The organism is Pseudomonas lijiangensis, from assembly GCF_018968705.1.
GTDB lineage: Bacteria > Pseudomonadota > Gammaproteobacteria > Pseudomonadales > Pseudomonadaceae > Aquipseudomonas > Aquipseudomonas lijiangensis.
The window spans coordinates 4,366,405-4,380,601 of the sequence record NZ_CP076668.1 but is presented as its reverse complement, the minus strand read 5'-3'; the positions used below and the strand labels follow the sequence as shown (position 1 = coordinate 4,380,601).

The 14,197-nt window shown below is 54.9% G+C and carries 11 protein-coding genes; 8 read left to right on the top strand and 3 right to left on the bottom strand.

Annotation, left to right across the window (positions count from 1 at the left end; translation table 11 throughout):
* Positions 1-137 precede the first annotated feature (137 nt).
* The gene (locus KQP88_RS18225; protein WP_216703820.1) at positions 138-1,691 is read left to right on the top strand and encodes an McrB family protein; all 1,554 of its coding nucleotides are present in this window, start codon (positions 138-140) and stop codon (positions 1,689-1,691) included.
* A complete protein-coding gene (locus tag KQP88_RS18220) occupies positions 1,688-2,950 on the top strand; it encodes an McrC family protein (protein ID WP_216703819.1) in 1,263 nt (420 codons plus the stop codon). The genes KQP88_RS18225 and KQP88_RS18220 overlap by 4 nt, the downstream gene beginning before the upstream one ends.
* Before the next feature lie 277 nt (positions 2,951-3,227).
* Here KQP88_RS18220 and KQP88_RS18215 read toward each other — a convergent pair whose 3' ends face one another.
* From KQP88_RS18215 to KQP88_RS18205, 3 genes are all read right to left on the bottom strand, one after another.
* Positions 3,228-4,034, bottom strand: coding sequence for a NaeI family type II restriction endonuclease (locus tag KQP88_RS18215; RefSeq protein WP_216703818.1), 807 nt, complete (start codon positions 4,032-4,034; stop codon positions 3,228-3,230).
* Between the two features lie 237 nt (positions 4,035-4,271).
* Positions 4,272-5,225 (bottom strand): DNA cytosine methyltransferase, encoded by a 954-nt coding sequence (locus tag KQP88_RS18210; protein ID WP_253950500.1) that lies wholly within the window; start codon positions 5,223-5,225, stop codon positions 4,272-4,274.
* 538 nt (positions 5,226-5,763) lie between these two features.
* Positions 5,764-6,654, bottom strand: coding sequence for a LysR family transcriptional regulator (locus KQP88_RS18205; protein WP_216703817.1), 891 nt, complete (start codon positions 6,652-6,654; stop codon positions 5,764-5,766).
* A gap of 190 nt (positions 6,655-6,844) precedes the next feature.
* Between KQP88_RS18205 and speB the strand changes: the two genes are divergently transcribed.
* The 6 genes from speB (at position 6,845) to KQP88_RS18175 (ending at position 13,884) form a co-directional block, all read left to right on the top strand.
* Positions 6,845-7,804 carry an agmatinase gene (speB, locus tag KQP88_RS18200; RefSeq protein ID WP_216703816.1) on the top strand — a complete coding sequence of 320 codons (960 nt, stop codon included), beginning with the start codon at positions 6,845-6,847 and terminating at the stop codon, positions 7,802-7,804.
* Between the two features lie 85 nt (positions 7,805-7,889).
* On the top strand, positions 7,890-8,750 hold the full coding sequence (locus KQP88_RS18195) for a sugar phosphate isomerase/epimerase family protein (protein WP_216703815.1): 861 nt from the start codon (positions 7,890-7,892) through the stop codon (positions 8,748-8,750).
* Entirely contained in the window at positions 8,747-9,784 is a 1,038-nt protein-coding gene (locus KQP88_RS18190; protein WP_200986155.1) for an isopenicillin N synthase family dioxygenase, read from the top strand. Before KQP88_RS18195 ends, KQP88_RS18190 begins: the two co-directional genes overlap by 4 nt.
* A 32-nt stretch (positions 9,785-9,816) precedes the next feature.
* Positions 9,817-10,614 (top strand): transporter substrate-binding domain-containing protein, encoded by a 798-nt coding sequence (locus tag KQP88_RS18185; RefSeq protein WP_200992666.1) that lies wholly within the window; start codon positions 9,817-9,819, stop codon positions 10,612-10,614.
* 154 nt (positions 10,615-10,768) lie between these two features.
* Positions 10,769-12,286, top strand: a complete 1,518-nt coding sequence (locus KQP88_RS18180) for an amino acid ABC transporter permease/ATP-binding protein (protein ID WP_216703814.1) — start codon at positions 10,769-10,771, stop codon at positions 12,284-12,286.
* The gene (locus tag KQP88_RS18175; protein ID WP_216703813.1) at positions 12,283-13,884 is read left to right on the top strand and encodes a 5-guanidino-2-oxopentanoate decarboxylase; all 1,602 of its coding nucleotides are present in this window, start codon (positions 12,283-12,285) and stop codon (positions 13,882-13,884) included. The genes KQP88_RS18180 and KQP88_RS18175 overlap by 4 nt, the downstream gene beginning before the upstream one ends.
* Positions 13,885-14,197: the final 313 nt, after the last annotated feature.

The following is a 14,197-nucleotide window of genomic DNA, read 5'->3' as shown; positions in this document are numbered from 1 at the left end:
TAGCGTTTTTGTCAGACGTTTCGATGGCGTATTCGTCAGAAGAGCAGCACCTCTGTCATCAGCAACACAAGCCCGACTTTACCCATGCTGGCAATCTAGATACTGTTGAGGGAATTTTCCTACATGGATGTTCAGCAATGCCTTCGCTCAACCAGATTTTCTTCGGCCCACCCGGAACGGGGAAAACCTACGCGACCATTGAGGCGACGTTGGAGATTCTTGATCCTGCTTACTTGGCTGCTCATCAAGGCCAGCGCAGTGCGTTGAAAAAACGATTTGATGAGCTCGCTGAGTCAGGGGACGTTCATTTTGTGACGTTTCACCAAAGCTTCAGCTACGAAGACTTTGTGGAAGGTTTGCGAGCTGAAAGTGATGATTATGGTCAACTGCGCTATGCGGTAGTGCCGGGTATTTTCAAGAGACTGTGTTCACAGCAGTTGGATGCTCCTGGACCTTTCAAGATCGGGGATAAGTACGGCACGGGCTACAAAGTCCTTCGTTCGACAGTGGATGTTGTTGAGCTTGAAAAGCCTCAGGGTAAGTACCTGCCGATTGGCATGAGCCTGCTTAACGACCTTGCTGACCACGTCAAAGCGGGCACGTTTACGGTGGATGATCTTCGAAATGGCGAATGGGACAAGAAAGCAGTTGGTTCGACACTCGAACCTTTCTTAGTCAATGGTTATAAAAACCTGATTCCCTCTTTGGTTGCTCATATTGTGGACGCTGCAGGTCACGACGCTGACCAGCTTTCTTTTGAACCGGGTTCTACCTCAAGCAACAGCGCTAAAGTCCTCATCATTGACGAGATCAATCGCGGCAATATCTCTCGCATCTTTGGCGAACTGATTACGCTTATCGAGCCATCTAAGCGTGCTGGTGCGTCTGAAGCGCTAGAGGTCACCTTGCCCTACTCGAAAAAGCGTTTCAGTGTTCCTGATAACGTCTATCTGATTGGCACCATGAACACCGCTGACCGTTCGCTGGCTGCTTTGGACATCGCTCTTCGTCGACGCTTCACCTTCACCGAAGTCCCGCCGAATCCTGAATTACTTCATAACGTCATGGTTGAAGGCATCGCTATCGACAGACTCCTAGACGTTATGAACCAGCGAATCGCAGTATTGCTTGATCGGGACCATTGCCTCGGTCACGCATACTTCATGCCCCTCAAATCTGAACCCACGTTGGAGCGCTTGGAGGATATATTCCGGCAGCAAATTCTCCCGCTGCTTCAAGAGTACTTCTTTGAGGATTGGCAGAGAATTCAATGGGTTTTGAATGACCAACGTAAGGCCGTCGAAAATCGTTTTCTCCTTCAGCCTAATCAAGACCTTAGTGCTTTATTTGGAGATTCGGTTGCGATCAACCAGAGTAACGAGGGTTGGGAGCTGAACGTTGAGGCATTTGGGCTGGTTGAGGCTTATCTTGGAATTATCGACCATACCTCTCAAATATCGCAGCCGCTGGTGGTAAAGGAAGCCAGTGAAGATGGGGTCACCGTGCAGCTTTTAGCCAGTGGTTCGATCGTGGTTCTTCGTGAAGGTGTTCGTGTTAGTCCAGTTTTGCCAGTGCTGCGGGAATTCGCAGAAAAATACAATATTTCTGTTGAGTTCGGTTCTGGCTCAAAACTCAATACGCGTCATCTGGGCAGAAGAGTCATCAAAGCTCTCGATGAGAGAAAAAGGTGAAAACCACCCTTACAGTTCGTGAGTATGCCCGACTCACAACGAGTCATGTCCTGAACCCAAGCCTTGATAGGGCGCAAGTTTCAGCTTCGGCTTTCGATTGGTTATGCGAGCAGAGCTCAAAGTTCAGCAAAGTCGGCGCAGCACTGGTCCAGATCGAGGATCGTCGTTGGCTCAAGCTCGATAACTATGTGGGCGTTTTGGAAACCCCTTGTGGCACTCGCATCGAAATTCTTCCTAAGCATTTTGATAAAGGTGACTGCATTCAGCAGAGCCGTGCATTGCTCCGACGCATGATTCAAAAGTCATTGAATCTTCCCACCCGTGAGGTTGGCGTCACCGCACTGCAACGTTTTGATGCACCACTGACTGAATGGGTGATGGGTAGCTTTCTCGAAACGCTCGACCATTTGATCAAGCGTGGCCTGCGTTTCGACTACCAACGGGTTGAAGAAGAACAACGCTATCTACGCGGCCAACTCAACACTGCACGACAAATGCGCCAGCCGCCTGGGCGACAACACCACTTCCAGATTCGTCACGATATCTTCCTCCCTGATCGCCCTGAGAATCGTCTTCTCAAAACGGCATTGGATATCGTCTGCAAAACCACTCAAGACCCTAGCAATTGGCGCTTATCCCATGAATTGCGATCAATGCTGCTGGAAGTCTCACCTAGCCGCGACACCATTGCCGACTTCAAACAATGGCGAAACGACCGGCTTATGGCCCATTACCAACCGGTCAAACCTTGGTGCGAGCTGATCATTCAGCAACAGACACCTTTGGCGATTTTGGGTGAATGGAAAGGCATGAGCTTGCTGTTCCCAATGGAAAAGCTATTCGAGCGTTACGTCGCAGCATGCTTGCGGGATTCTCTGCCATCGGACGCAACCTTGGATATTGAGGTCAAAAACGAATACCTCTGCGAGCATAAAGGTAGGAAAGTCTTTCAGCTCCGGCCTGACCTGATGATCACTCAAGGGGATAAACGCTGGGTTTTGGATACTAAATGGAAGTGTTTGGATACTGGACCTGGAGTTAAAAATTATGGGCTGAGCCAGGAGGATTTTTATCAGCTTTTTGCGTATGGCCATAAATATCTTGGTGGGCAGGGGGATTTGGTGTTGATTTATCCGAAGCGGGAAGGGTTTCAGGAGGAGTTGGCAAAATTTGAGTATTCGGCAGGAATGAAATTATATGTTGTACCTTTTGATTTGAATGCGGGGGTGTTATGTGGCTTTCTCAGGCTGAGTTTTTAAGTTTTAAGTTTTAAGTTTTAAGTTTTAAGTTTTTAATTATTAATATTTCCTTTTAATATTCTATGTTTGAAAAGTTGGCCAGTATTTTGGTTGTTTGGTGGTGGTAGTTGGTGTTTATTTTGTTTGTTAGGGCCAGGGTGCAATACACCAGATTTCTATCTGATGTATTGCTGCGGTTGTGTTGGCTTATTTTCTCAAGAGTGGGCTGCGGCTAGCTTCTTGCCATGCTCTGGTAACATGTTCGGGCGCAGTAAGTGCAGTGTTTTGGTTGTCGGCTTTAATGTTGAGTCTTTAGTGAAAGCCAATCACCTTCCTTAAAGTTTGTGAACCCATTGTTGATAAAGTGTTGCCGATCTACATCGTAAGTTGCACACAGTACTTTATATCCTTCTGGTGCAAGAATATCCTTTGCCTCTCTTGCTCGTTTAAGAGGATCTTTTTGTTGTGCGACTTGCTCTATGGCTGTTCGAGGAATTATTTGGCTTGTTACGTTGGTAAATAACGCCCTTATTCTTTGTACGCCACTTTCTTTGGACATGATTGATTGGCGTATTTCTGGAGGGAGTTTCATTAGAAAGTTTGGAATCATTGGTGCATTATTGATTAACCAAAAGATTCTGTTTTTCCCAGCCGATGAAACACTTTTTTTCCCGTCTTGATTTGAGCCAGCTGTGAGGTTTTCTGGAGTCATTCTTAGTAACCCCATGCTAAATTTCTCACTATCATCACTGCCACTTACAAGAATGCATAGATGACCTATCGCTTCTCTTGGAATCATCCAGTTGCCGGTTAGTGAGAATTTTGTGTCAACTTCATAGTTACATATTAGATTATCTAGAATACGGCCTCGTTCAAGCGATAGTTTGTCTCTTATAATTATTTCTACTTTTGTTCCTATATAAGTTTTTTCTGTTTTTTCTAGTTGTGCGATGCTGTATCTACCGGTGCGTGCTCCATCTATTACTTCGTCAAAAGATTGACGAAGCCCTTGCGAGATAACCTTGTGTAGATCCTTTTTCTTTATGAGAAAGTCAGCAACGGATTCAAGTGCAACATCAGGCTCAAAAAAAGTCTGTTCTGTCAAGGTACTGCCCTCATGATTTTTTTGATATCATGAGGCCATGCTAGGAGGAATGCAAGATTTGCTGGTTGGCTGTTAAAGGATATTAGCAGCCTAATGAGGTAGACTTTTGGTTTGGTGATCTTGGCTGTTCGTAACAGGAAGGAGTATCTTTTATGTAAAGCCCCCTGTGATTCTTTATGAGGGCTATATTAGGGCGTAGAATATTTAAAATTTATACTTGTTATAGTGAATATTTTATTAAGCTCGTTTGAGTTTTGATTTTGCTGATGCTGTAAGTGCAAGATTTATTTGCTCTCCTATAGCACGAGCAACTGGTGGTGGGAATGCGTTTCCAACTTGCCTATATGAAGCGGTTTTTTTTCCGCTGAATTGCCAACTATCTGGAAAGCCTTGAATTCGTGCCGCCATTCTGACGGTGAGTTTTGGAAAGCCTACGAAATCCATTTCGGGCTCAGAGTTGGCAATTCCCATACCATTAACGCCAAGAGTCGCCCATGCTTTTTTAGCTCTTGTTGGTCCCAGATCTGGACCACCGTGCTTTTTGCTTCCTCCCACCAGAGTTGGCGCAATTTGACAAGCTAGCTCTTTCCAATGGTCTACATCTTTCCATCCATGTAGAGCCATAAGATCATAGAGTGCCTCTCCTACTGTCGGTGCTGCTTCTGGATGTGGTGTTGGCCATTCAAAAAAATCTATTAAGTCTGGTTGAAGTGCTATCAAAATAGCCCTTGGACGAAGTTGTGGAACACCATAATCTTTAGCGTTTAACAACTTCCACTCAGCAAAGTAGCCGTGCTTTTTAAGCTCTTCAACGATTTTTTGACGATACTCTGCAAATTTTGGATCCAGTAATCCTTTGACATTTTCCAGCATTACGGCTCTTGGCCGACACTCGTCAACAAGTCGCAAGGCATCTGGAAACAAATCACGCTCATCTGCATCCCCTAGCTGCTTTCCTGCCTTGGAAAATGGAGGACATGGCACTCCGCCTGCTAGCAAATCGATACCATGAAAAGCAATAGCACTGTATTCCCTAACATCACATTCTTTAACAACCCAGTTAGGGCGATTTAACTGGAGGGTTGCGCATGCCGACGGTTCTATTTCCACCAAATTGAGATGGTCAAAGCCCGCTTGTTCAAGGCCTAAAGCTTGACCACCTGCACCGGCGCAAATTTCGATCGAATCCAAGGTGATACCTCTGTAGCCCTCTGTATGGATGTACAGTATGTGCTATTTTCATGTTCAAAACAGATAACATAATACCAGCTTGAAGAAAAAATCGTCTGGCGTAGCTGAGAGCCCTTTCGAGCAAAAAATCATCTGATTTGGTAGAAATCCCTGAGGCGCAAGGAGCTCTTCGACCTGTCTCCCCCGCATGAGGGTGCGAGGACGGCGCTGATGCTGCGTATCCACCAGTTGGTGCGTCAATTACAGCCTAAGTCCTGTCCGGTAACCAAGGTCTGTTTGGGGTTGTGGATCAGCCGCTCTGGTCACTGCGAAGCGTGTGTTGATGTTTTGACTCTACCCCAATGAAAGCCAGTCTTAAGGCGAGTTTCAGGCGAAATGACATGTGCTTTGGCAGCCGCGGCTAGCTTGAGACGTTAGAGGTGTATCAAAAGCGCTGATTAATTCTGGTGTGCTGGCTGCTGCGGGATTTTGAGTGAGGAATTTGTTGCCTGGATTTCCGTTGTCGCGGGCAAGCCCCCTCCCACGGGAGATGAGTTCGTTATTCCTCAAAACACCCCTTCAACCGATCCCGAAAGCTCTTTATCAGCGGCTCCTTCGATCTCCCGCGTCTCAACGCCAACGAAAACGGGGCCTGATAGCCGAAGGTCGTTGGCAGCAACACTTTGAGGCGTTTCTGATCCACCCAGAATTGCGCGTAGTGCTCCGGCAAGTAGCCGATGTATGCGCCGGACAGCACGAGTATCAACTGCGCCTCCATCGACTCGACTGTCGCTGCACTGTGTTTGAAGCCGTGGCGGGCGAGTTCGGCCTGGCTCCAGTAGCCGCGGCCGACCATGCGCTGGCGGGTGATGACTTCGGCGGGGATGCGGCGCTGGTCGAAGAGTTCGTGGCGGTCGCTGCAGTAGAGCCAGTGTTGTTCGCGGTACAGGCCTTGGTACATGAGGCCGTTCATGCGGATGGAGAAGGCGCCGATGGCGAGGTCGATGCGGTTTTCCTGTAGGCCCAGTTGCAGTTGCGCGGGGCTGAGTACCGAGAGGTGCAGGTGTACGGCGGGGTGTTCTTTGCTGTAGGCGCCGATGACGTCGGCCAGGGGCAGGGCCGGGTCGCTGACGGTGGTGTCGAGCACGCCGAGGTTGAGGGTGCCGCGCAGTTCGCCTTTGAGGGCGGCACTGTAGCGCTCGAAGCCTTCGAGTTCGGCCAGCAGGCGCAAGGTTTCCTGGTGGAAGAGGTCGCCTTTGCTGGTGAGGCTGAAGCCGCCGCGGCCTCGGTGGCACAGGATCAGGCCGAGCTGGGTTTCGAGCTGGCTCATGTAAGTGCTGATGGCGGAGGTGGAGAGGTTGAGTTCCTGTTGGGCGGCAGCAAAGCCCTGATGGCGTACCACGCTGGCGAAGATGCGCAGCAGTTTCAGGTCGGGCAGGGCTGAGGACATGGGGGCTCCTGTGGATGGCTGTCGCCAGCAAGCTGCCTCCCACAGGGGTGAGTCGTGCTGGTGTGCCAGTGTATGTATCTGGCGATAGTTTAGAAATCTCTGAAGTAATTATTTGCTGGCAGCGATTTGTCCGGTTGGCGCGGCTCTCCAGAATGGCCCCACTTTCAATGTGAACAAGGTGAGGCCTCCCGTGGACAAGACTTTCCACCAGCCCCTGGGCGGCAATGAGATGCCCCGTTTCGGTGGTATCGCCACGATGCTGCGCTTGCCTCATGTGCAGGCCCCTGAAGAGCTTGAGCGTCTGGATGCCGCGTTTGTGGGTATTCCGCTGGATATCGGGACGTCGCTGCGTTCCGGTACCCGTTTCGGGCCGCGGGAGATTCGGGCCGAGTCGGTGATGATCCGTCCTTACAACATGGCCACGGGCGCAGCGCCGTTCGATTCGTTGAACGTGGCAGACATTGGCGATGTGGCAATCAATACCTTCAACCTGCTCGATGCGGTGCGGATCATCGAAGAGGCCTACGACCGGATTCTCGGGCACGGCATCGTCCCGCTGACCCTAGGCGGCGACCACACCCTGACGCTGCCGATTTTGCGCGCCATTCACAAGAAGCACGGCAAGGTCGGGCTGGTGCATATCGATGCCCATGCCGACGTCAACGATCACATGTTCGGCGAGAAGATCGCCCACGGCACCACGTTCCGCCGCGCTCAGGAAGAGGGCCTGCTGGACAGTGACCGCGTGGTGCAGATCGGCCTGCGTGCGCAGGGTTATACCGCCGAGGATTTCAACTGGAGTCGCAAGCAGGGTTTTCGTGTGGTGCAGGCCGAGGAGTGCTGGCACCAGTCGCTGACGCCGCTGATGGCCGAAGTGCGCGAGAAGGTGGGCGGCGGGCCGGTGTACCTGTCGTTCGATATCGACGGCATCGATCCGGCCTGGGCGCCGGGCACCGGCACGCCGGAAGTCGGCGGACTGACCACGATTCAGGCGCTGGAGATCATTCGCGGGTGCCAGGGGCTGGATCTGATTGGCTGCGATCTGGTGGAGGTGTCGCCGCCTTATGACACCACCGGCAATACCTCGTTGCTGGGGGCCAATCTGTTGTACGAAATGCTGTGTGTGTTGCCGGGTGTGGTGCGTCGGTAACGCCGAGGGTCATGAATGACTTTGTGGGCCTCAGCTGATCGGCATTAACTCTACTGACCAACCGTGACAGGCGCTGGAGCAGCCCATGAAGCTGGAAATCTTTCGTACCTTGTGGGGCTATCGCGGCACCTGGCAGCAGGCGCTGGATGAGGCGCATGTCGCCGGTTTCGATGGCTTCGAGGCGCGTATCCCCGAGCAGCCTGCCGAGCGGGCGGCGTTTGCGGCGTTCTTGCGTGACAACCGGGTGCCCTATATCGCGATTCTGTTCACCTCCACGCCGGTGCTGCCTTTGCAGTCGGCTACCCCGGCTGAGCATCTGGCGGATTTCAGGCACAAGTTGCAGCTGGCCGCCGAGCTGGAGCCGCGCTTTGTCAACGTGCTGGCCGGTAACGACCGCTGGCCGCTGGCGCAGCAGGTGGACTTTTTTGGCGAGGCGCTGGAGATTGGGGCGCGCAGCGGTTTGATGTGCAGTTTCGAGACGCATCGGGCGCGTTCGCTGTTCAATCCGTGGCTGACCCTGCAACTGATCGAGCAAGTGCCGGACCTGCGTTTCACCAGCGATATCAGCCATTGGGTGGTGACCTGCGAGCGGCTGCTGAACGACCCGGCCGATGATTTGAGTGCCTTTGTCGAGCGCGTGCATCACATTCAGGCACGGGTGGGTTACGACCAGGGCCCGCAGGTGCCGCACCCGGCGGCACCGGAATACGCTGCGGCGCTGGCGTTTCATCAGCAGCATTGGGAAGCGATCTGGCGTTCGCAGCAGGCCCGCGGTTTTACCGGGACCACCCTGACGCCCGAGTTCGGTCCCGATGGTTATCTGCATCATCTGCCTTTCACCGATGTGCCGGTGGCCGATCTGTGGGGCCTCAATGCCTGGATGGGCCGCACCGAGCGCGACCATTTCAATGCCTTTTCCAACCGTCCAGAGAACCAGCAGCCATGAGTGAACGTTCAGCTTTCACCCGGATTCCCGTGGTCGATATTCACGGCCTGTTCAGCGAGCGCCTGGAGGACCGCCAGGCCGTGGCTCAGGCCCTTGGCGAAGCGGCCCGGCATGTGGGGTTTCTCTACATCACCGGCCATGGCATCGCCCCCGAGTTGGTCGACAACCTGCACCGCGCCGCCGAGCAGTATTTCGCCCAGCCGCTGGACGCCAAGATGCGTCATTACATCGGTACGTCCCAGAGCCACAAGGGTTTCGTGCCTGAAGGCGAAGAGGTGTATGGCACCGGCAAGCCGGATCACAAGGAAGCCTTCGATATCGGTTTTGAAGTCCCCGCCGACAACCCGCTGGTGCTCGCCGGTACGCCGCTGCTGGGGCCCAATGACTGGCCGAGCCTGCCGGGTTTTCAGGCGTCGGTGCAGGCGTATTACAAGGCCGTGTTCGCGTTGGGGCATCAGTTGTTTCGCGGCTTTGCCCTGGCCCTCGGGCTGGATGAGCATGCCTTTGATGACATGGCCTGTTTCCCGCCCTCGAAGCTGCGCCTGATCCATTACCCCTACGACGGCGAAGCGCAGGATGCTCCGGGCATTGGCGCTCACACCGATTACGAGTGCTTCACCATTCTCAAGGCTGATCAGCCGGGCCTGGAGGTGATGAACGAGCAGGGCGAGTGGATCGACGCACCACCGTTGGGCGATGCCTTTGTGGTGAACATCGGCGACATGCTGGAAGTGATGACCGCCGGTGCTTTTGTCGCCACGGCCCATCGAGTGCGCAAGGTCAGGCAGGAGCGCTATTCGTTCCCGCTGTTCTATGCCTGCGACTACCACACCCTTATCAAACCGTTACCGCAGTTCGCGGCTGCTGAACAGAGTTATGAGCCCATCGCCATTGGTGAGCACATGTGGGCCCAGGCCTTGCAGACGTATCAATACCTTCGCCAGCGCGTGGCCAGTGGGCAGATTGCCTTGCCGGAACGCGCCAGAAAGCCTTCAAGCTTCGGGCACCTGAAAAACCAGAGCGTGACTTTGTGATCTGCCTTTTCCCTCAACCTGGAATGACGACTATGCAAAACTCCACGCTTTCGCGTCTTGCCACTTCTGTGCTCGGCCTGTCTCTGTTGTTCGCGGGCAGCGCCCAGGCGGCACCGACTGCCACGCCCGGCACGCTCAAGGTCGGTATGGAAATCTCCTATCCGCCGTTCGAGTCCTATGACGGCGACAAGGTTGTGGGCTTCGACCCCGAAGTGTCCGCCGCGCTGGCCAAGCAGATCGGTGGCCTGAAGGTCGAGTTCGTCGACACACGCTTCCCGAACCTGATTCTGGGCCTGAATGCCAACCGCTTCGACACCATCATTTCGGGCATGTACATCACCGAGGAGCGCACCAAACAGGCGGAAGCCATTCCTTACGCGCAGGTGGGCGCAGCGATCATGGTGCGCAGCGACAGCACCGCCAAACCGCAGCAGCCTGAAGATTTGTGCGGCCTGAAAGTCGGTCTGCAGCAGGGCACCAACTGGATCAACCAGCTCAAGGCGGTGTCCAGCGATTACTGCGCCAAGCAGAACAAGGGCGAGATCCTGATCAGCGAATTCCCGACCACGGCTGAAGCGTCCCAGGCGCTGATGTCCGGCAATATCCAGGCCCACCTGGAAATCTCCGCTGCCGCACAGATGATCATCGACAAGGCCCGTGGCCGCATCGTTATCAGTTCGCAGAAGTCGCTGTATGCCCAGACCCTGGGCGTTTACGTGAAGAAGGGCAACACCGAGCTGCTGGAAAAAATGCGCAGCGCGGTTGAAACCTACAAGAAGAGCGACGAGTACACCCAGTTGCTCAAGAAGTACAACCTGGATCCGGCGTAACACGCCTGTTTCTACCGGGCCAGACGACATCGATATGTCGGCTTCACTGGCCCTGTGGGAGGCAGCTTGCTGGCGACTTCAGTGGCAGTCGCCAGCAAGCTGCCTCCCACTTCCGTTCTGCGTCTTTGTATTCACCTGATTCACCGAGGTCATCATGGCATTCGATTGGGCCTATTTCTTCTCGCTGTTTTCTGTCTCCGCCTTCTGGAAAGCCTGCCTTACCGTGGTTCAGTTGAGCACTCTGTCCTGGTTTATCGGTCTGGTGCTGGGCTTTCTGCTGGCCAGCGCCAAACTGTCCGTTCATGCCTGGTTGCGCATGCCGGCGAGTCTGTATATCTGGCTGTTTCGCAGCATCCCGTTACTGGTGCTGCTGGTGTTCGTCTACAACCTGCCGCAACTGTTTCCCGTGACCGGCAGCGTGCTGTCGCAGCCGTTCTATTCCGGGCTTATCGCCCTGGTGCTGACCGAAACCGCCTATATGGCCGAGATCCATCGCGGCGGCTTGCTGTCGGTGCTCAAGGGCCAGCGGGAAGCCGCCAAGGCGCTGGGCATTCGCGGGGTTGGCGCGCAGCGGCTGGTGATCATTCCCCAGGCCATTCGTATTTCCTTGCCGACGCTGACCAACGAATACGTGACCATCGTCAAGCTCACTTCGCTGGTGTCGGTGATTTCCCTGAGCGAGTTGCTGCTGGTCGGCCAGCGCCTCTATGCGCAGAACTTCCTGGTGCTGGAAACCCTGGCAGCCGTGGCCATTTATTACGTGTTGATCGTCACGCTGTTCGGCTGGCTGCTGCAGTGGGCCGAGCGTCATCTGGACCTGTCACGCAAGAACGCCCGGACCCTCGATGACACCCAGGCTCAGGCCTTGCGCCAACCGGCGAGTGCCGGCAAGAAACGTAACGAGTCAGCGCCCGGACAACCCGATGCCTTGTTGTTGCGCGACATCCATAAGCGCTATGGCAATCACGAAGTCCTCAAGGGCATCGACCTTGCGGTCAAACCCGGTGAGGTGATTTCCATCATCGGCCCGTCCGGCTCGGGCAAGACGTCGCTGATCCGCACCATCAACAGCCTGGAAAGCATTGATCGTGGCGAGATCGTGCTGTTCGGCAATGACTTCATCAAGGCTGGCAAGCGTGACGATGCACCGGTCATCCGCCAGGGCATCCGGCGCATTGGCATGGTGTTCCAGAACTTCAACCTGTTCCCGCATCGCACCATTCTCGACAACGTCATCCTCGCGCCGCGTTATCACGGGCTGGCCGGTTCCGCCGAGTTGCGTCGCAAGGGGCATGCGCTGCTGGATCGGGTCGGACTGCTGGCTCATGCCGACAAGTACCCGCATCAGTTGTCCGGCGGTCAGCAACAACGGGTGGCGATTGCTCGTGCTCTGGCCATGGAGCCGGACATCATGCTGTTCGATGAACCCACTTCGGCGTTGGACCCGGAGCTGGTGGGCGAGGTGCTCAATGTGATTCGTGGTCTGGCCGGGGAAGGCATGACCATGTTGATCGTGACCCATGAAATGGATTTTGCACTGTCGATTTCCGACCGTATCGTATTCATGGAAAACGGCCATGTAGTGACCGACGCTTCGCCTGCATCGATCCGCAGTGAAGGTGATCCGCGTGTACGCCGCTTCATTGGTCTGGAGCAGGAGGTGACTGCATGAGTACCTGTGGCGAATTCCTCGTAAAGCAATTGCAGGCCTGGGGTGTCGATACGGTATTCGGCATTCCTGGCGTACACACCATCGAGCTGTATCGCGGCCTGCCGGGCAGCGGCATTCGCCATGTCACGCCGCGTCATGAGCAGGGCGCGGGTTTCATGGCGGACGGCTATGCGCGGGTCAGCGGCAAGCCGGGTGTCTGTTTCATCATTACCGGGCCAGGGATGACCAATATACTCACCGCCATGGGTCAGGCCTACGCCGACTCGATTCCGATGCTGGTGATTTCCAGTGTCAACGAGCGGGCGCGGCTGGGGCAGGGCAACGGTTATCTGCATGAACTGCCGAACCAGCGTGCGATGGTCGCCGGGGTCAGTGCTTTCAGTCATACACTGATGAGCGTTGATGAACTGCCCGCGGTGCTGCTCCGTGCTTTTGCAGTGTTCGACAGCCAGCGCCCGAGGCCGGTACACATCGAGTTGCCGCTGGATATCATCACCGCGTCTGCCGACCACCTGGCGCTGATGCCTCGTCAGGTCATCGCTCGACCGTCGCCGGATCTGGCGGCCATTCATCAAGCGGCAGAACGCTTGCGCGCTGCCAAGCGCCCGCTCTTGCTGCTGGGCGGCGGTTGCGTCGCGGCCATGGACGAGGCCCGTGAGCTGGCTGCACGTCTCGACGCGCCCACGGCCCTGACCATCAATGCCAAAGGCCTGTTGCCGGGGGATCATCCGTTATTGCTGGGCAGCAACCAATCGCTGGTGCCGGTGCGGCAACTGGCGCTGGAGGCTGATGTGGTATTGGCGATTGGCACTGAATTGGGTGAAACCGATTATGACGTGGTGTTCGATGGTAATTTCCGGATGGGCGGCGAGTTGATCCGTATCGATATCGATGCCGAACAACTGACCCGCAACCATGCGCCGAGCCTGGCCATCCTCAGCGATGCCCGTCAGGCGATGCGCGCTTTGTTGGCCGAGTTGCCCGTTCGTGCGGCAAGCGCCGACAGCCCTGGGGCAAAACGGGCGGCAGCGGTGCGCGAACAATTGAGCGAAGACTTCAGCGGCTGGGCGCATTACCGGCGGCTGTTCGAGTGCGTGCTGGAGGTGTTGCCCGATGCGCGTTTTGTCGGTGATTCGACCCAGACCGTATACAGCGGCAATCATCTGGTCGAACTGGACAGCCCGCGCCGCTGGTTCAACGCGTCCACCGGCTACGGCACGCTGGGCTACGGCCTGCCTGCTGCCCTGGGCGCAAAACTGGCAGAGCCTGAACGAACGGTCATCAGCTTGATGGGGGATGGCGGCATCCAGTTCACCCTGCCGGAACTGGCCAGCGCCGTGGAAGCGGGAATCGCGATCATCGTGCTGTTGTGGAACAACCAGGGATATGGCGAGATCAAGCGCTACATGGAACGTCGTGACATCACGCCGCTGGGCGTGGACATCTACACCCCGGACTTCATCACCCTGGCCCGAGGTTTCGGCTGCGCCGCAGAACGCGCCCGCGACCATACCCACCTGAAAACCCTGCTACGCCAAGCCCCGAATGACCGCCCGCTGATCATCGAAATCAACGAGGCGCCGCCGTTTGTGCCGTGAGCTGATCAGTTAAGTCATAACTGTCACTTGTGGGAGGGGCCTTGGCCGCGACGACCCAGTGACAGGCAACACATTTTCAGCCTCACTTTGCCTGACACACCGCTTTCTCGACGGCGTGAAGCTGTTGGGCAATCTTTCACTCACCACGACTGGTGAGTATTCAAAGGTGAATCAGTAACTCATCACCAAACTGCCCCATGTAGATCGGGCAGCTTGACTCAATTTTTCAGGGAGTCGGAATCGTAAATCCTGCTGTCTCGGGTTTGCGGTGTTTAATGCATAGATTTATAGGCGTTATAGTCGTGAATTGGTG

Excerpts from the sequence above, each read along its gene's own strand:
- KQP88_RS18190 (WP_200986155.1), top strand. The coding sequence starts at position 8,747 with ATGAGTGAACGTTCAGCTTTCACCCGGATTCCCGTGGTCGATATTCAC.
- KQP88_RS18175 (WP_216703813.1), top strand. The coding sequence starts at position 12,283 with ATGAGTACCTGTGGCGAATTCCTCGTAAAGCAATTGCAGGCCTGGGGT.
- KQP88_RS18180 (WP_216703814.1), top strand. The coding sequence starts at position 10,769 with ATGGCATTCGATTGGGCCTATTTCTTCTCGCTGTTTTCTGTCTCCGCC.
- KQP88_RS18225 (WP_216703820.1), top strand. The coding sequence starts at position 138 with ATGCCTTCGCTCAACCAGATTTTCTTCGGCCCACCCGGAACGGGGAAA.
- KQP88_RS18195 (WP_216703815.1), top strand. The coding sequence starts at position 7,890 with ATGAAGCTGGAAATCTTTCGTACCTTGTGGGGCTATCGCGGCACCTGG.
- KQP88_RS18205 (WP_216703817.1), bottom strand. The coding sequence starts at position 6,654 with ATGTCCTCAGCCCTGCCCGACCTGAAACTGCTGCGCATCTTCGCCAGC.
- KQP88_RS18185 (WP_200992666.1), top strand. The coding sequence starts at position 9,817 with ATGCAAAACTCCACGCTTTCGCGTCTTGCCACTTCTGTGCTCGGCCTG.